Genomic DNA, 18480 nt, shown 5'->3' on the forward strand with positions numbered 1-18480 from the left:
AGAAAATATGCACATAAACAGAGAGTGTTTCTCTGCCTTACGGCTGATAATACACCCTCCATGAAAATTTTTTAAGTTTATACCGAACTTTTTCTGAATTATTTTATAGTCCGGCCTCTTTTTTCAGTATTTCGGCAACATCTGTTTTCTCCCAGGTAAAATCTGCATCATTTCTTCCGAAATGTCCGTATGCGGCAGTCTTTTTGAAGATTGGCCTTCTTAATTCGAGAGTTTTTATTATTCCTGCCGGCCTGAGATCAAAGTGCCTGTTGATAAGCTCTGAAATCTTTTCCTCCGGAATGGCAGCCGTACCAAAGGTATCAACTAAAACTGATACAGGCTTTGCAACTCCGATGGCATATGCAAGCTGAACTTCACATTTTCTTGCAATGCCTGCGGCAACTATATTTTTGGCGACATATCTTGCCGCATATGCTGCAGAACGGTCAACCTTGGTGGGATCCTTTCCCGAGAATGCTCCGCCGCCGTGTCTTGCGTAACCGCCATAGGTATCAACTATAATCTTCCTTCCGGTCAATCCAGAGTCGCCCTGGGGGCCACCCACCACAAATCTGCCTGTCGGATTGATAAAGTACCTGGTATTGGCATCAAGCAGATTGGCAGGAATAACAGGCTTTATTACAAACTCCATCATATCTCTTTCTATGATTTCATGGCTTACATCCGGACCATGCTGGGTTGAAATAACTATTGTATCCACTCTTACAGGCCTGTCTCCGTCATATTCAACAGTTACCTGGGACTTTCCGTCAGGTCTGAGGTAATCCAGTGTTCCATCCTTCCGAACCTCGCTGAGCTTTTTGGAAAGCTTGTGTGCCAGTGTTATCGGCATGGGCATCAATTCAGGCGTTTCATCACACGCAAAGCCGAACATCATTCCCTGGTCACCCGCTCCAATTGCCTGGATCTGAGCTTCGCTCATCTCTCCTGTCTTGGCTTCCAGAGCCCTGTCAACTCCCATAGCTATATCGGCCGACTGTTCATCAATTGAAGTAAGCACTGCACAGGTTTCACTGTCAAAACCATACTTTGCTCTATCGTAGCCTATTTCTCTGATGGTATTTCTTACAACCTTTGGGATATCAACATAACACTGAGTTGAAATTTCACCCATAACCATTACCACGCCGGTTGTTACTGCTGTCTCACAAGCCACTCTGGCCTGAGGATCCAGTTCATAAATTGCGTCCAATACCGCATCTGAAATCTGGTCGCAAATTTTATCCGGATGCCCTTCTGTTACTGATTCCGATGTAAATAGTCTCTTTGACATCTTTTGATACCTCCATTTTATAATATTTAACCTGAGGTCAGTTTTTATCCATTTCAAGGCAATAAAAAAACCTCTTTCGAGGTTTGTCATTTATCTTATAATATATAATGATCACCCCTCATCTTTCAGGCAGCATGCCTGCAGGAATTGGCACCGTACATGTTTAAATGTGGTTGCCGGGTTTCATAGGGCCGATTCCCTCCACCTCTCTTGATAAGGATAAAAATATTGACTTTGAGTCTATTAAATCATAAATTTGAAAAGCCGTCAACAGCTTTTACAAAATTTTTCCATTGGTTTTTGCCATAAAACGATCTATATTGATGATAAATCTCTCATGCATGCCTTCTCCGATTTTTTCCTTTTCATCAAAGGCTCCAACTGTGAAAACCAGACGCTTTCCATCAACTTCTGTCAGTACAGCCTTTGCTGTTACCTTCATCCCCATGGGAGTGGCTGCCGAGTGTTTAACATTTATCATTGTTCCTACCGAAGAGCTGTCTGCCGGCATGAATCCCTTAAGAGCATTGGTAGCTGCTTTTTCCATAAGCGCTATCATGGAGGGTGTCGCAAAAACCTCCAGCTCCCCGCTGCCCATTGTCTCTGCAGTATTACTGCCGTCTACCGGAACTGATGCTTCGCCTGTTAATCCAATTGTAAATTCCATAGTATTCTTCTCCTTCAATGATTCCATTTTAAAATATAATAAGCACAGCCAACAGTAAAATAATTAACTGTTGAACTATGCTTTATTATACTCGCAGGTTCACCATATTAAAAGGAATAAATTCCTCTTTGGTGCTTTTGACCAACTTTTTCTCAATACTATTTTTCAATTTCCCAGCCCGGCAGGTATGCCCGGGTATTTGCAAGCATTCTTTCAAACAATCTCCCGGCATCCTTAATGCCGATATTCACCAGGGGATCATTTGCAAAGGCTTTAAAAGCCAGGTCTTTATCTTTGGAGAAGGCAGCTTTTATAACAGTTTCCTGATTTATAACATGCCGTATAACAAGGCTGTATACCTCATCGGGCAGCTGTCCCGCACTTACCGGCCTTATGCTGTTTTGTGAAAATACGGCGTTGGTTTCCACTACCGCCCCTGCAGGCAGGCCCTGTATTTGTCCCATATTGGGGAGATTTACGTTTGTTACCAGATCGCCCAAACCTACCAGGGCTTTAATTTGTTTTATTCCTTCTTCACCGGAGTGCTGCAGCTCCATTTGCTCTTCACCGCTCAGCAGCCGGCGGCTTTTTTCCATTTTGTCCTTTAGATCCTTAACTCTCCAGCTTACGGGAGTCAAACCAAAACCCCATTCCCTGGCTGTGTCGGGATCCTTCAGATACCATGGAGGGCAGAATTCTGCCAGATGCCTGTCGCCTGCTGCGGCAGCAAGCCCATATCTCCTGAATAGATCAAATTTTACTTTGTTAACACTGTTAAAATAGCTGTTGCGTACGGCATCCGCTTCTACATCGATTGCAAAACCTTCTTCGGCATATTTTTCTGTAAATTGCCTGTACAGCGGCAGCAGATCCTCACCCTGATACGCCGCACTATTGAGCCATGTAAAGTGGTTGATGCCTATGACATTTACCTTTATTTCCTCTCTGCCGATGCCCTGTATCCCTCTCATTTCCTTCAGCATTGCCGCCATAAGCTTTTGTGTTGAAAATACTTCATGACAGCAGCCGAAAGCTTTTATTGCCGGGAATACCTTATAGAGGGTTTTTGTACAGAGGGTCATGGGGTTGGTATAGTTAATGACCCAGGCCTCTGGAGAATGTGCTTTTATGGCTTCTGCAATCTCTACGAACATTGGAATTGTTCTCAAAGCTCTTACAAGCCCTCCCGGTCCCACAGTATCGCCAACCGACTGATATATTCCGTACTCTTCCGGCAAATGGACATCTGAAGCCATCTCTTCAAAAGAACCGGGAAGGATGGATATTATTACGAAATCCGCACCGGTGAGTGCCTCTTTCAGAGTTTCCATGGCTTTATACTGCCATTTTCCGGGTACATCTGCACGGGATGAAAGCATGTTTCCTATTTTTTCATTTGCTTTTGCTGCGTCCATATCAATATCGTACAGCCTTACCGTACCTGAAATCTCCTCATCCACGGCAAGATCCTTCATCAGGTTCCATGCCCAGCCTCTTGAACCTCCGCCGATATAGGCAATGTTTAGATTATTCTTATCGTACTTCATTTTTAACTCCTCCATACTCTTTAAGACTTTGATATTTAATTCAAGCAGTATCATCAGTGCCCGATTTTCAGATTGTCCGGCCTGCCTCTCAGCCTGTGCTTCAGCGACTTGAGTCTGAAATACATCTCCCTTGGCACCTGGTCTTCAAAAAGGAAAGGGCTGGTTTTCATAAAGCCAGGGTCCATTGAATCCCACCAGGTCAGGGCCTTGATTTCGGGCCGGGCTGCTGCGATGGTATAGAACTGTTCCATCCAATCGGCCTGAACATGTTCATTCCAGGCCGAATGCCAGCCGCCTTTTGTCAATCCGATCTGTGACTGGGGATCAACTGTGCTGATGTCGTCAGTCTGTCCTCTTGTGTTCCCGCCTGGAACACCCATTTCGGTTATGTGGATGGGCTTTCCGAAGCCTGCATATACGTCAAGCAGACGATTTACGGCAACCATGTCCCTTGCCGGGAAGTAAAGCTGTATTCCTACCACATCGAAATCAATGCCTTTTTCTATTGCACGTCTGAAAAATTTCATAGGGGAAACGGGCTGATCAAAAACAGGTCCGTAGCAGACAAATTTCCCTGCTACATATTCTGCAAAGGGCAGGCAAACATTTATGACTGAAGTTGCACCAGGATCGGTTTCACGTACCGTCTCACAGCAGATACGTGTAAGCTCCATAAGCTGCTCCTGAGTAAAATTGAAGCAGTTTGCCCAGTCATGGGGTTCATTCATGGAATCCCAGACTTTTATGCGGCCTTTGTAACGGCCCGCTGTCTTTTTGATTGTATCCCTTGCAAACTCTGAGAGCTCTTCATAACTTTTTGTGAACATCCATGCAGGATTTGTTTCCTTGTGTCCAAACCACAGGGGATGTCCTTTTGGCGTTATCCCATTGGCCTCACACCAATCCACCAATTCATCCCTTCTTTCAAAATCCAGGCGTCCCTCCTCGGGAGCCAGCTGGTAAGAGTAGAAAGGTATTGTTGCGAAGTTGAAAAGCTCCTTGAAATATTCCCCATGCCGGTCGTTTCCTGCATGCTTGAATATGTTGCAGCCTAGCATCAGCTCAGGTCTCGGCTTTTCGGCCAGTTTTGCAAGTGCTGTTTCATAACACATTGCCTCAGCTGCCAGCACTGCATGCGACAGGGCCTTTAAACGGCAGTAACCGGCATCCACATCTTCACCGGCCAGTGAGCAATATTCCTTTGCCGCATCGAAATGTCCTCTTGCATATGGTGTGGGGATAATCCCCTTGGAAAAGTTTTCAGCCTCCCAGAGATAGGTTCCGATTGCTTCAGCAACAAAATCAAAATTTCTTCCGTCTGCAAAATCCGAGCTTTTATATCCTTCCCCGTGATTATGGGCCATTACCCAAATATTGCCATAAAGCGGCAGATTTACACGTCCATGGAGCATAATGGTCGGGCTTTCCACCTGGAGTTCAACAGTGCCGTCGGACATAACAGTGCTTTTACGGATATCAGGTTCAAAATACATATCGCTTGCGTAAAGAGTGTTTAATATGTATTCCGGCATTGGTTGATCATTTGTATCCGTCATTTTTACTTTAACAAGCCTGCTCATAATTTTATCACCTTTCCTTTTTAATTAGCGGTACAACGAATTAATTTAACTTGCTGTGTCAGCGGTTGGTATAACCTATCACCAACGACACCTGGCTAAACAAAAACTAACTAAGAAATGACTAAATATATTTCAGCAAACCCTCTGCCTCAACGCACCAGCTGCCATCGTCCGGGAAGCCCGGCAGAGATTTTCCTCCGTCACCCTCCCAGCCTGCGGCCATCATGGCCACAGCCAGCAGCAGACTGCCGTTGCCTGGCAAATAGAGAGGCAGGTCCTCTCGGTCTGCCTGGGAGTTATGGCCGTTTAAAGCATAGGTGTTCTTAGGTTTATCCGCCAGCAGTAAATCCACCGCAAGTGATGTAAGGCCAAGTCTGGCACAGCACATGGCCATCATTGCAAAATCCCAGCCCCACATGGAATCAAAATCCCAGCATTCAAGAACCCGCTTTAAAGTGTTCTCCATTATCCCCCTGTCCACCGTGTCTCCCGGGAGGACTCCCAGTGCTGCAAGCATGGAGGGGTGGTCATGGTTAAAGGGCGCTTTGGTGAAGGTTTCGGGACAGTTTTCATGGGCCAGATACACGCCGTCCTTTGCAGGAAGCGCAGACAACTTTGCTGCTGCGTCAAGATACCGGGGGTTCGGTGTCTCCCCGAGACGCAGCTGCCATTCCACAGCCGTCTTAAGCCCCCAGCGGAAATATTCCAGCTCGTAGGTCGGGTTCATGGTGTCTTCGGGTGCATGTGTCTCCTGTGCAGGTATGAGAGGAGGGCCCATAACATATCTGCCGGTTTCGTTATCATAATGCAGGAAGGAAACCATAAAATCGGCACTCTCCATTACAAGGCTGCGATACTTTTTCAATGTTTCCATCTCCGGCCGGGCCCTGTAGCACAGCTCAGAAAGCATTATCGGATGGGGCTGCTGCCACACCAGAAGTACTCCTATGCTGGATGGAGCATTAAGTCCGCCGGGGTCACTCATCTTTGTCCATCTGGCACCTTCATATCCCTGATTTTCAGCATCCTTCCCCGCCTGGGGCAGTATCTTCAGATACCAGTCAAGACTCCGTTCCAGCAGCTGGGATTTTCCCCAAAGTGTAAACTGTGCCGCATGCCAGTAGTGCATTTCCAGATGAAATTTCCCGTACCAGCTGTTGCAGGTTAGTCCTGTCTCAGCTGGCGGAGTAGTTCCACTGCATTGAACAGCCGTCAGATATTGCGAAAGAACTATTCTCCTTTCCAGTTCGGCAGCTCTGCTGTCGGAAGAGTTGACCAGCTGGACGGCTCCTCCGCTGCTCCAGAATTTTTCCCAGTGAGTTGAGGAGCGGCCTTTGGTCTCATGAAAATCCCCTGGCGTATTTGCAGGCATTTGGGCAGAAAAGCTTGCTGTAAAGCAAATTTCGCCTGTATTCTCCGCCGGTGAAAGAGTGAATTGGTGGCAGCCTGTTTGCTCTATTCCTGCATGTGAACCAAATACAATGTCAACATAATACTTATCCCGGTCCAAAGTTCTCTTGATAATAACCCTGCCGGAGCTGGAATGAACGATTTCGCTTTTATGCGCTTCTTCCTGTCCCCAATCCGATGCCTTTTTTTCAGGACTTCCATATGGGAAGGCAAATACAACCCCCAGCCTTCCCGACCGGGCCAGATTTGAGCCCACACATGCGCTTACGGCATCAATTTCCGGGTCTGCACAGGTCTCCACACTGACGCTTTCATTAAATACCGTAAAGTCGGATTGCAGTATGCCCTGCCACAAGTCCAGTTTCTGCCTTGCATTCTTTATGTCTGACAGGACTGCTGTCCTGTTGTTTTCCTTTAGGTTCAGTTTAATATTACACAAGTTCAGGCGGTGAGGATTTTCCCTCAGATTTTTAAACAGCTGCTCCTGACCTGTATCATCTGCGGCATAGCCCACCAGCCTGCCATGGCTTTCATATTGTTTAAGCCGCAGTTTTGAATAATCCCTTTCAACCGGGAAGGAATGCCAGCCCCACTGTGCCATTGTACACAGGGGAAAATATTCGTATTGCTCATAAAAGGTTTGAAGTCCTGTAATATCGGCGGTAAAGGCAAATTCGCCATTCCCCACAGTTAATGGAGCCTTTGTATCCGGCGCTTCCAGTACCGGGCTGTTACGAGTAACCAATGCATATCTGTTTATCTTTTCTGAGTTATATTTGGAATCGGTCTTTTGCATAACGTCCCCTTTTACCCTTTCAAGAAATTTGCTTCGCAAATCCGCTTGCGCCTACTCAAGTAATCTGCCTATGCTACGCAAATTATCTTGTTCGCTATGGGGGACTACTCCCCCCCTTCGACGGAGCTTACGCTCCTGAGCACCCCCTCTAAACCGGGAAGGGGATTCCCCTTTCCAATCGCCGAGTATAGAAATTTAATGTTTGAATTCTCTGGTGTACACATTCAAACTCAGTATTATAAGTGCCTCATTACTGTTCCAAAAGTTATAAATTCCTATACTCTTAAAAAGAATGCGGCTGAATCAGCCGCATCCTCCATGTTATACATTTAATTAATCATAAGTACAGCATATTATTTTGCCTGTGCATACCATTCGTTAACTTCTTTTGTAATTTGGTCACCGCCTAGTTTCTTCCAATCTGAAACAAATTTATCAAAGGAATCAATGGAGGCACCCATAATAATCTTTGTAAATACTTCATCTTCCATAGCTTCAAGTGTTGCCTGCTTCTCAACCATCGTAGGTGTGGGAGAACCGTAGAACAGATTTGTCAGCAGGTTGTTGCTGTCAACATATTTGCCTATGACATCACTGCTGGAAGGTGTGCCGAATATTCTTTCATCACCCCAGAATTGTCTGTCTCCAGCCTGGGATTTCTGAATTTTTTCATAGTAACCCATTTCCTCAGAATTTAATTTTGAAGTGTCCTTACTCTGGATAGCTTCTATTACGTTATTGTGAGCGTTAAGGTTTTTAAGAGCCGGTTCAACTGATATCAACTGATATTGCCATACGGCTATACCATCCGGAGTTACACCGAACTTGTCATTTCTTGCCTTTAATTCCGGGGAATTACCTGGTTGGTATCCCACACAAGTATCTTCAAGGATTTTCATAATTGCTTCAGGATTTTTGCAATTCTTACTGACTGCAAAGTATCTTGAGACAGGCATTGAGGTAACAGGTATTGCAGGCTTGTCGTCTATTGACACCAGTTCTATTGCCTGCCAGTCGGCGTTAGGTTCATTGATTGCGTTATCCTTGAGGAAGGCGCCGGGTGAGGATAATCCGCCGTAGGTAATACCAACCTTACCGGCCGATACTGTTTCTGTGACCTTGGCCCTGTCCTTGACACCGAATTCCTTGTCCAAAAGACCGCCCTTGTACATGTTCTGCATCTCCTGCAATGCTGTCTTAACCTGTGGTTGGATTGAACCATATGCCGCATTTCCCGATTCATCCTTTATCCACCTTCTGGGATAAGCATGATAACCTGCAAACAGGCCGGCTGCCGATGCATGTTTATTATTTGTATCAAGGAAGTTCTTAACAAGTGCAAGACCGATGGTATCGTTCTTACCGTTTTTGTCAGGATCGTTCTTTGCAAACGCCTCTGCCACAGTATACAATTCCTGTAAGGTCTTGGGCACTTCGAGACCAAGGTTTTTCAGCCAATCAGCTCTTATATAGAGAATCTGCAGATTGTCCACTGATGACGCGGTGCTTGGTATCGCCATAAGCTTACCGTTTATTTTAGCAGAATCAAAGCTTGCCTTGTCCTGCTCCAATATACTTTTTACAAAATCTGATGTATTGTTCTTATATAAATCTGTCAAATCATAGAGCATGTCGTTTTCAGCCAGCTCAATCAACTGTTTGTTTCTAAGCCACATAATATCGGGTAGGTCTCCCGAAGCAACAGATATATTCAATTTCTGGTCAAACTGTTCTTCCGGAACAGTCCAAACATACTTAAGATTAATACCGTAGTCTTCTTTGTAATGTTTCATCCAGACATTGTTGTCGATAGTATCACCGGGTGCAAATTCAATACCGTTGTTAAGGTATCTCCATGCTGTCAAATCAATTTCAGGTGTGTATTTAGCCAAAAGATCCGCAGGTTTTTGATCAACTGCTGCTGTTGAGGAAGCGGCTGAAGAACCGCTTGAGGTTGCTTCACTGGTCTTGCTGCCATTACTGCCGCAAGCTGCCATTGAAACTGTCATCATAGCTGCCAATGAAAGAGCTGCCAGTCGGGTTAAAGAAAATCTTTTCATAAGTTCCCTCCGATTTTATTTGTTTACTGAGGCCTCAACTTTATTATAGGACCCCTAAGTTCTTCAAACAATATTCATATTTTTACTTTCAATTCATCTCTTTACTTTGATTAGAATTTTAAAACAAAAATTGATAACTCTTACTTAAATACATCATAGTGGAAGTAGTCAAAATCGGCTCTGCCGGCCGCAGCTTCAGTGTTGTAGCTGAACAGGCCCACTCTTGCACCCTTCCAGAAGCCCTCTTTCAACATACAATATCCACCCAGCCGATAGAAATCATGTCCATTTAAACTGAAATAGAATTCCGTTTTACCATCCAGGTCCACTATTGTTTTTAACCAGACTTCCCCTGCTTTAATCTCAGGTCCATAATAGACGGTACCCCCGGTTACAGCTTTTATCCGGCAGGAATTAGCACCAGCCGCAGCTGCGACCCAGTTTTCCTCTTTTCCCCCCAGATAGCATAAGCCTGCCGTTTGTCCGGCTTGCATATGCCTGGTGTCCATCTTTACAGTTATAGCTCCGTATTTCCCCATCAGCTTTTGTGTCAGTGTATTTCTGGCCTGATAAATATTGTTCGCTTTCATAGCAGTCAAAGACAGGCAGCCGGGTCTCAGAGCCAGGGACCACTTTTCCCGGACGGGATTGTGATTCCACTGCCATTGAAGTCCAAGTTCGGGAGCATCAAACTCATCAGAGGCCTGGGGCAATGTCACCGGATAAAATTTGGCCACATTTGGTTTGTTATATATACTGACCGGCTCACCTTCATTCCCCATTAACGGCCAGTCATCCACCCATGTCACCGGCTGCAGATGGCACACACGGCCTAACGCACCTGCACTCTGGAAATGCATGAACCAGCTTTCCCCCGACTCCAATTCCACCAAACCGCCCTGATGAGGCCCGTTAACATCTGTATTGCCGGTCTGCAGAACGACCTTCCTCTCATAGGGTCCATATATGTTCGCAGATCTCAGAACAGTCTGCCAGCCTTTTTCAACTCCGCCTTCGGGAATAACAAGGTAATAATAGTTGTTTCGTTTGTATATTTTAGTCCCTTCCGCTATTTTTCCCACATAGGCTATAACTCCTTCATCCAGAAGCTGTTTTCCGTCAGCACTCATTCTGTGAATTATGATGGGCCCCGCCCCTACCGTACTGTGTCCAAGATAGGCATTGCCGTCATCGTCCCAGAAAGGACACGGGTCTTCCCAGCCGGAAATTCTCTTTACCTCATGCAGAGGAGTCCACGGGCCCTGGGGCTGTTCTGCACTGCTCATATACAAACCTTCATCGGGTGTGCAGAAGTATACATAAAAACGTCCGTCATGATATCTGAGGGCAGGCGCCCAGCTTCCCTTGCCATAACCATCCATCTCATCATATCTGCTGTGAATATTCAATTGATCATAAACCTGCCCTACTATTGTCCAGTTCACCAGATCCTTTGAATGCAGCACCGGTATCCCCATGTAGTGAAAATCCGAGCACACCATGTAAAAATCGCTATCTATCCGAATTATGTCAGGGTCTGAATAGTCGGCATTGAGAACCGGATTTTTATATAAATTATTTCCAATATCTCCCCATACATTATTGTGAAATTCTTCCGAAAAAGTCATATTAGCCTCCTAAATATACTTTTAACCTTTGACGCTTCCCATTACGAGACCTTTCATAAAGTACTTCTGCAGGAACGGATATACCGCAAGTACCGGAACTGCCGCCAGGAACACCTGTGCTGCATTAAAGGTTCTGTTGGATACATTCCGCATTGTTGCAATTTCATCACTGGCACTCATCATAGTGTCGGCGTTTATTATTATTGATCTCAAATAGCTCTGGAGCGGCCATTTGGATGTTGAGTTCATATAGATGAGACCGTCAAACCATCCGTTCCAGTGACCGACCAGCACAAACAGCGACAAAGTGGCTATGGAAGGCAGCGAAAGCGGCAATACAATCTTAAAAAGAGTTCTCCAGTAGTCACAGCCGTCTATAAAGGCTGCTTCTTCAATTTCCTTCGGCAATCCCCTGAAGAAATTCATCAGCAGGATAACATTGAATACCGGTACTGCATTAGGTATGATCAGCGCCCATATGGAGTCCATCAGGCCGGTGTACCTTACAACCATATAAGTTGGTATGAGACCGCCGCTGAAAAGCATTGTTACAATAAAGAACCAGGCATATATGTTTCTTGCGGAAAACTCCGATTTTTCCTTGGCTAACGGGTAGGCAATAAATATGGTCAGTACCATATTTACAATGTAACCCAGGCCCACTCTCTTAAGAGAGACCAAAAAGGCTGCCAGGAATTCCTGCTTTTTAAGAGCAAAGACGTAAGAATCCAGTGTGAAATCAACCGGCCAAAGTTTTACATAACCTGCCGCTGCCGCTGATTTGGAACTGAATGATATTGCCAGGACATTAATTAACGGCAAAAGACATCCGAAAGCTACCAGACTAAGAAATACATAGTTAAATATACTAAATGCTCTAGAGCCCAAAGTTGAATAATTCTTCATTTTACCCCATCCTCCCTAGAATATTCTATATCCGGCATACTTATTGGCCAGTTTATTAGAAATTAAAATAAGTACAAATGATATTACCGATTTAAAGAGACCTACAGCTGTCGCCACACTGTACTGTGCATCAACAAGACCGATTCTGTACACCAGGGTATCAAGAATATCTCCGGTGCTGTAAACCTGCGGGCTATAGAGGTTGAATACCTGGTCGAAACCTGCATTTAATATGTTTCCAAGTGCAAGCACAGTCATAAGTGTAACTATTGGAAGTATTCCCGGTATGGTAACATGCAGGGTTTGTTTCCAGCGTCCCGCACCATCCACATATGCGGCTTCATACAGGGCCATGTCAATACTTGTAAGAGCTGCAAGGTAAACAATGGTATCATATCCGAAACTCTTCCAGGTATTTGTTAAAACCAGTGTATACGGGAACCATTTTGCGTCCCCCAGGAAGAAGATGGGATCTATTCCAAACAGGCCGAGCAATTGGTTGACAATACCGCTTGAAGGGGAAAGTACGTCAATAAGTATCCCTCCAAGGATTACCCACGATAGAAAATAGGGAAAATAGATAATTGTCTGCAGGGTTCGCTTGTACCGCTCTCTTCTCATTTCATTGAGAAGCAATGCAAACACTACAGGAACTATAAGACCGACAATGATTTTCATCAGTGATATGAATACAGTATTAAATATTACCGATCTGATATTCGGTAAATTCAGCATGTATTGGAAATTATCAAGTCCCACCCATTTTGATTTAAAAAATCCCCTGGCAGGGACAAACTTCTGGAAAGCCATGATAATTCCCAGCATGGGAATATAGTGATAAATTAATGTTATGATGACCCCTGGTATAACCATGATATGCAGAGGTAGTTGCCTCAGCTTTTTTGCGCTGATCATAATTGCCTCCTCCTTTATGTAGAGCTTATGTTATTTAATAGAGCAGTATCTACATTAAATTATAAGGGCGGCAATATCACCGAACAATATTCATATCTTTACTTTCAAATCATCTCTTTACTTGATGAGTTTTGAGTCTCTGTACTCCTGAGGAGTCATTGAAGTAACTTTTTTAAAGAAACGTGCAAAATTTGTAGCACTCAAGTAACCAACCGCTTCGGAAATTTCATGAATCCTGAAATCAGGGCTCTCCAGCAGTTTCTTTGCTTTTCTTATCCTGCAGTCGCTGATATAGTCGGACAGGTTCGTTCCTGTTACCTGCTTAAACAAGCGGGAGAGATAGGACGGATTGAAATATACTATTTCAGCAAGCCTAATAAGGGATACTTCATCCTGCATATGAAGATTGTCATTAATATGCTTCTGAACAATCCCGATAACATCCTGTGCTCTTTTTTCCTCTTCACCTTCCTGTATCTCAAACAAAATGCCTCCGAGCTGTTTTAGATACTCAACGGCATATTTCCAGGATTCATGGTATTCCAGGTTCATCAGCTGGTATATACTTATTTTAAAGGCAATCTTTTCGGTGAGATTCCACTTGTTGATATAGGACAGAATAACCAATGCTATGGCAAAATATTGTTCAACGGCCACTATATCATGCATGCTCTGTGCTTTCAAAAGCTTCTCTGTCAGTTTGCCAAGACATGCGAGGAAATCCTCTTTTGTCCCGTTTTCAAGTATTTCAGCCAGGTCATCGGTTCTGTACCGGTTTGGCAGACCGCCTTTTCCCATTACAGAGGAATTCTGAAAATCCTTCTCAAGCAAAGTAGTATCAGAGAGAAGCCGGCCTTCACCTTTGCCTATTTTATAGTTTAAGAGCATCTTTAAAGTAAAATACCTGTCCCGCAGCTCCTTCCAGCCCACATGTGTATCATCGAGAACAAAGGATATGGATTTGCCTGTGGAGTTCCAAAAGGATTCCTGCATTAATTCCGCAACACCCTTTACAAATGTGAGCATATCATTCCATGCCCCCTCGCCGGGCTGTCCGTCTTCATCTGCCGCAGGCTGTATAAACCATATGAGAGTGGAGTTGTCATGGTTCAAATATGCAAAGCATGTTTTTGAAGACAAATATTTTTCTGCGATATACTTTATGTTCAAAAACCATTCGGATTTTACCGAGTAGGGAGTCCCCTTCGGAATATCGTCAATCCTTCCGGCCAGCATTACTACCTGTTTCTTTACAGACAAAGGAATCTCCAGCTCATCAAACTGCTGCTGCCTGATTTCCGACAGGCTTAATTCGTCATTGAGCATTCCTCTCAAATATATTGTCTGCAAAAGGCTCTTTGTGGTTACAATCTGTTCCTGAGCCTGCTTTACCAGGGCGGATTTCTTCAAATCCTCCTCAATTTTCCCGGCTGTATTTATGACGGTTTCAATTATTTTATTATAACCTTCGGTTTTAAGGATATAGCTCACACCATCGTTTTGAATAGCAGTATAAACGTATTCAAACTCACTGTGTCCGGTCAGAAATATCACCTTGCATTCAGGCCATTTGCTGCGGATGGTTTCCAAAAGCTGCAGGCCTGTTATTTCCGGCATGCAGATATCGGTGAGCACGATGTCAATTCTTGTGCGGTTGAGTAAGTTCAGGGCTTCCTGGCCTGAATATGCCTTGTATACATCCAGCTCAACCTCCCTGATATTGCCCAAAACCTCACAAAGACCATCTGCGATTATTGCTTCATCATCTACTATCAACAGTCTATACATTCTGATCCTCCTTTTCAATAAAGATTGTAATTGTAGCCCTTAGTCCTCCAAGTGCGCCTTTTTCCAGCTGCAAACCGCTGGAGGAACCAAACTTGAGTTTCAATCTCTGATGAATATTTTGCAGTGCGGTAACCTCCCCACTTTCGGAATTTTCCTCCAGGGAACTCCTCATGGAGATGAGTATTTGTTCATCCAGATTGTTTCCGTTATCTTCAACAATTATTTTGTATTGGTTTTCATTATTCTCAAAACTGATTACCAGAAGTCCCTGCCCGTTGGACATTGTCAGGCCGTGCTCAAAGGCATTTTCAATGACAGGCTGCAAAATAAGTCTTGGTACAACCAGGTCCTTGAATTCATCGGGGAGCTGGTCAAACCTGACTTTTATCTGATTTGAAAAGCGCATGGCCTGAATTTCCGAGTAAACCCTCGCATGATTGATCTCCTTTTCAATAGGAACTTCATCGGCGGCGTTTCTTGTTATAAATTGAAAATACTGACCCAGCTGCTCAGTAAATACCTCCAGATTGTCATAATCACCTACCCGGGCCATGGTGTTTAAAATAAAAAAGCTGTTATACAGAAAGTGGGGCCTGATTTGAGATTGAAGCTGCTTCATTTCAGCCCTCTGGACCAATATTTTTTGCTTGTAGACCTGGTCCACAAGAGCTTTAAGATTTTCAATCATCACATTGAAACGGTGATAAATATATCTGAATTCATCATCGTGCCTGTGCTCAATATTTATCTCAAAATCTCCCTTTTCAACCTTTTTAAAGGATGCGGCCAGCTTGCTGATAGGCTTATGGATGAAATTATACATGTAGATTGAAAAAAGTACTATAATAACCACAGCCGACACTGTCAGCAGCAGAAACCAGCTGCTGTACTTTTTCAGGGCATAAAATACAGAATCCTCCGGAAGGTATTTGCACAGTGTGGAATCAAATACGCTGGAATTCAAGGAAACCGCCAGATACCTGTTATTATTTACAACGATTTCCTCCGCGTTATTTTTTCTGGTTATTTTGTTAAACACCTGCTGGTTTAAATCATTATTATCAGCTGCAATTATTGACTTGTTTGAGTTTTTTACAAACATAACTCCTGCGGCAGGATTTTGTACCATTGACTGCAAAGCTTCAATCACTCTGCTCTTTGATATCTCTATGACAATAATAAAAAGCTTTTCCCTCTTATTGGTCATATAGGCGTAGGGATATGAAACCGTCATATATTTGATAACATTCTTATCAAGTTCGGCTTCAGGGTGGGTATCTATATATTTCATTTTCTCGAACAAATCACTGTCAAATTCCGATACCGATGTGGAGGACACAGTCCGCTGCAGTGCAGGGATCATAACATACATATCCCCTATATATTTACTGCTGCTCTTAACGGCATACAACCTTTGCTGAACCCGGAGTATTCTCTCCATCTGTTCGATCCCGTCCATTGATTCCGGGATGGCAGCCAGTCTGTTCAGGTCTTTGTCATTGACCAGTTCAACCTCCAGATTCCCCACTCTGTTTATATCATTCTCAAGACTGTCTTTGTAAAAGGAAAGCTGCGAGACCATGGAATTTGAAATCTCGTTTCTCAGGGTGCTGATACCCAGATCGTATATAATTATACTGAGAATATATATGGGCATAAGAATTAAAATAAATGATATGATCAGCCTCTTCAGAACGGATTTCCGCCACAATTCCTTTTTCATATTTCAACCTCCACCCCAATATTAAGCTTTGTTTTCACATTTCCACATTATAACGAGGCAATAGATGTCCATTAGGACACCATTGCCTCGTTGAAACGCATAGATGTAAGAAAATTTTTATACAACCGAAAATTTTTCTGCTGAATTTATGCGTTATAATCTAAAAAAAAGTTTCTTTAAACAAAAAGGCTTGCCCTTTTGTTGAGCAAACCCTTCTGCTGTTAAATAAAATATTAATTAGCCTTCCAATTGAGGTGCCGGAGATGCCCCTTCCAGAACCGAACCTTCGAATATTGACTCGAATTCCGCACCTTCAACCTTCTCCTTGTCGAGAAGAATCTCTGCAAGCCTGTGCAGCTTGTCGATATTCTCCGTCAGGAGTTTAAGAGTCCTTTCGTACGCATTGTCGATAATACTCTTCACTTCATTATCAATGATTGCAGCTATTTCATCGCTGTAATCCCTGGAATGGGCCAGGTCTCTTCCTATAAACACCTCGTCGTTTTCATTCCCGAAAATCATATTTCCCAGTTTTTCACTCATACCGTACTTGGTAACCATGTTCTTTGCAATCTGGTTTACCTTCTTCAAATCGCTGGAAGCTCCGGTACTGACTTCATTAAGTATGATCTGTTCGGCAGCTCTGCCTCCCAGGGCAATTATGATTTCCTCTATCAGCTGGGACTTGGTGTGGTAGCTCTTATCCTCCTGAGGTCGGCTTGCAGTATAACCGCCGGCCATACCCGCAGGAATAATGGATACTCTGTCAACCTTCTGGCTGGTAGATACAAGCTTTATGGCAATAGCATGGCCTGCCTCATGGAAAGCCGTAACCTTTTTGTCTCTTTCACTCATAACACGGCTCTTCTTTTCAGGGCCCATCATGACCTTGAAGGCGGCTTCCTTTATCTCTTCGTTTCCAATTTTCTTCTTATTTCCTCTGGCAGAAAGCAGAGCTGCTTCATTCAGCAGATTTTCCAGATCGGCACCTGTAAAGCCGGGTGTTATTCTTGCCAGATCGTCAAGTTTTACATCCTCGGACAAAGGTTTTCCTCTTGAATGAACCTTTAATATCTGCTCTCTTCCCCTTATATCGGGAAGTCCTACAACAACCCTTCTGTCGAAACGTCCGGGTCTCAACAGGGCCGGGTCCAGAATGTCAGGTCTGTTGGTGGCTGCCAGGATAATTACTCCTTCATTAATGCCGAAACCATCCATTTCAACAAGCAGCTGGTTAAGAGTCTGTTCTCTTTCATCATGTCCGCCGCCCAGACCGGCTCCTCTGTGTCGGCCCACAGCGTCAATTTCATCAATGAACACTATGCAGGGTGCGTTTTTCTTTGCCTGCTCAAAAAGGTCACGGACACGGGAAGCACCCACACCCACAAACATTTCGACGAAGTCTGAACCGCTTATGCTGAAGAAAGGCACTCCCGCTTCACCGGATACGGCCTTTGCAAGCAAGGTTTTACCTGTACCGGGAGGTCCCACCAAAAGTACACCCTTTGGTATTCTGGCACCCAACTCAACAAACTTTTTCGGAGCTTTAAGGAATTCGACTATTTCAGCCAGTTCTTCCTTTTCTTCATCGGCTCCTGCCACATTATCAAAAGTAATCTTCTTTTTATCATCAACAGTCATTTTTGCACGGCTTTTACCGAAGGACATCACCCTGTTTCCGCCTCCGCCGCCCTGGGACTGCTGTATGAAGAAGAACCAGATCAAAATAACTATAACGATAAATCCGATAGTCGGAAGAATGGATACCCACCACGGTGGCTGCGGCGGAGTTGTAACACTGTATTTTTCTATTTTCTTTTCAACGTATGCATCCGTGAACCTTTCAGATGCCGAAGTAACATCAGGCGGAACGGTTACCACATATTTGGTCACCTTGCTTTTTTCATCCAAAGGTTTCCTAAGTTCTACCGTAGCTGTGTCAGTTTGCAGCCCAATACTTTTTACATTTCCCGCATCCATCTGGGTCAATAACATAGAATAATCCATTTTGGGAGGATTATCAGATGCAGTATAGAATGTAATTATTACTAAAATTATTATAAAAATAATAATATAAAAACTGATACCCTTAAAATATTTCAAATATCTCCCTCCTTATGCTAACCAAGGTATCAAACCTAGTCCATAGGCTGATTCAACCAACCC

The 18480-nt window shown here is 44.0% G+C and carries 12 protein-coding genes and 1 riboswitch; all 12 genes read right to left on the minus strand.

Translation table 11 applies throughout. From position 1 onward, the window contains the following. Positions 1-103: 103 nt before the first annotated feature. Positions 104-1294 carry a methionine adenosyltransferase gene (gene metK / locus CTER_RS09000; RefSeq protein WP_004625157.1) on the minus strand — a complete coding sequence of 397 codons (1191 nt, stop codon included), beginning with the start codon at positions 1292-1294 and terminating at the stop codon, positions 104-106. A 115-nt stretch (positions 1295-1409) separates the two neighbouring features. Further along, positions 1410-1514, minus strand: a riboswitch (SAM riboswitch). A gap of 57 nt (positions 1515-1571) precedes the next feature. Continuing rightward, positions 1572-1961 (minus strand): thioesterase family protein, encoded by a 390-nt coding sequence (locus tag CTER_RS09005; RefSeq protein ID WP_004625143.1) that lies wholly within the window; start codon positions 1959-1961, stop codon positions 1572-1574. A gap of 158 nt (positions 1962-2119) precedes the next feature. Beyond that, the gene (locus CTER_RS09010; RefSeq protein WP_004625135.1) at positions 2120-3508 is read right to left on the minus strand and encodes a family 4 glycosyl hydrolase; all 1389 of its coding nucleotides are present in this window, start codon (positions 3506-3508) and stop codon (positions 2120-2122) included. Positions 3509-3561: 53 nt separating this feature from the next. Beyond that, on the minus strand, positions 3562-5088 hold the full coding sequence (locus CTER_RS09015) for an endo-1,4-beta-xylanase (RefSeq protein ID WP_004625131.1): 1527 nt from the start codon (positions 5086-5088) through the stop codon (positions 3562-3564). 121 nt (positions 5089-5209) lie between these two features. Then, positions 5210-7294: a glycosyl hydrolase family 95 catalytic domain-containing protein gene (locus CTER_RS09020; RefSeq protein WP_051066559.1), complete on the minus strand. Its 2085-nt coding sequence runs from the start codon at positions 7292-7294 to the stop codon at positions 5210-5212. A gap of 353 nt (positions 7295-7647) precedes the next feature. Further along, a complete protein-coding gene (locus CTER_RS09025; RefSeq protein ID WP_004625127.1) occupies positions 7648-9354 on the minus strand; it encodes an extracellular solute-binding protein in 1707 nt (568 codons plus the stop codon). 140 nt (positions 9355-9494) lie between these two features. Then, complete coding sequence (locus tag CTER_RS09030) at positions 9495-10982, minus strand: glycoside hydrolase family 43 protein (protein WP_004625153.1); 1488 nt, start codon at positions 10980-10982, stop codon at positions 9495-9497. A gap of 21 nt (positions 10983-11003) precedes the next feature. Beyond that, complete coding sequence (locus CTER_RS09035) at positions 11004-11888, minus strand: carbohydrate ABC transporter permease (RefSeq protein WP_004625154.1); 885 nt, start codon at positions 11886-11888, stop codon at positions 11004-11006. A 15-nt stretch (positions 11889-11903) separates the two neighbouring features. Continuing rightward, positions 11904-12803 (minus strand): ABC transporter permease, encoded by a 900-nt coding sequence (locus CTER_RS09040; protein WP_004625205.1) that lies wholly within the window; start codon positions 12801-12803, stop codon positions 11904-11906. Between the two features lie 117 nt (positions 12804-12920). Further along, positions 12921-14591 carry a response regulator transcription factor gene (locus tag CTER_RS09045; RefSeq protein WP_004625223.1) on the minus strand — a complete coding sequence of 557 codons (1671 nt, stop codon included), beginning with the start codon at positions 14589-14591 and terminating at the stop codon, positions 12921-12923. Next, on the minus strand, positions 14584-16314 hold the full coding sequence (locus CTER_RS09050) for a sensor histidine kinase (protein ID WP_004625192.1): 1731 nt from the start codon (positions 16312-16314) through the stop codon (positions 14584-14586). Before CTER_RS09050 ends, CTER_RS09045 begins: the two co-directional genes overlap by 8 nt. A 237-nt stretch (positions 16315-16551) precedes the next feature. Further along, a complete protein-coding gene (ftsH, locus tag CTER_RS09055) occupies positions 16552-18417 on the minus strand; it encodes an ATP-dependent zinc metalloprotease FtsH (protein WP_004625182.1) in 1866 nt (621 codons plus the stop codon). Positions 18418-18480: the final 63 nt, after the last annotated feature.

The sequence above is a fragment of the Ruminiclostridium cellobioparum subsp. termitidis CT1112 genome (assembly GCF_000350485.1).
Lineage (GTDB): Bacteria > Bacillota > Clostridia > Acetivibrionales > DSM-1351 > Ruminiclostridium > Ruminiclostridium termitidis.

Excerpts from the sequence above, each read along its gene's own strand:
- metK (WP_004625157.1), bottom strand. The coding sequence starts at position 1,294 with ATGTCAAAGAGACTATTTACATCGGAATCAGTAACAGAAGGGCATCCG.
- CTER_RS09005 (WP_004625143.1), bottom strand. The coding sequence starts at position 1,961 with ATGGAATTTACAATTGGATTAACAGGCGAAGCATCAGTTCCGGTAGAC.
- CTER_RS09010 (WP_004625135.1), bottom strand. The coding sequence starts at position 3,508 with ATGAAGTACGATAAGAATAATCTAAACATTGCCTATATCGGCGGAGGT.
- CTER_RS09015 (WP_004625131.1), bottom strand. The coding sequence starts at position 5,088 with ATGAGCAGGCTTGTTAAAGTAAAAATGACGGATACAAATGATCAACCA.
- CTER_RS09020 (WP_051066559.1), bottom strand. The coding sequence starts at position 7,294 with ATGCAAAAGACCGATTCCAAATATAACTCAGAAAAGATAAACAGATAT.
- CTER_RS09025 (WP_004625127.1), bottom strand. The coding sequence starts at position 9,354 with ATGAAAAGATTTTCTTTAACCCGACTGGCAGCTCTTTCATTGGCAGCT.
- CTER_RS09030 (WP_004625153.1), bottom strand. The coding sequence starts at position 10,982 with ATGACTTTTTCGGAAGAATTTCACAATAATGTATGGGGAGATATTGGA.
- CTER_RS09035 (WP_004625154.1), bottom strand. The coding sequence starts at position 11,888 with ATGAAGAATTATTCAACTTTGGGCTCTAGAGCATTTAGTATATTTAAC.
- CTER_RS09040 (WP_004625205.1), bottom strand. The coding sequence starts at position 12,803 with ATGATCAGCGCAAAAAAGCTGAGGCAACTACCTCTGCATATCATGGTT.
- CTER_RS09045 (WP_004625223.1), bottom strand. The coding sequence starts at position 14,591 with ATGTATAGACTGTTGATAGTAGATGATGAAGCAATAATCGCAGATGGT.
- CTER_RS09050 (WP_004625192.1), bottom strand. The coding sequence starts at position 16,314 with ATGAAAAAGGAATTGTGGCGGAAATCCGTTCTGAAGAGGCTGATCATA.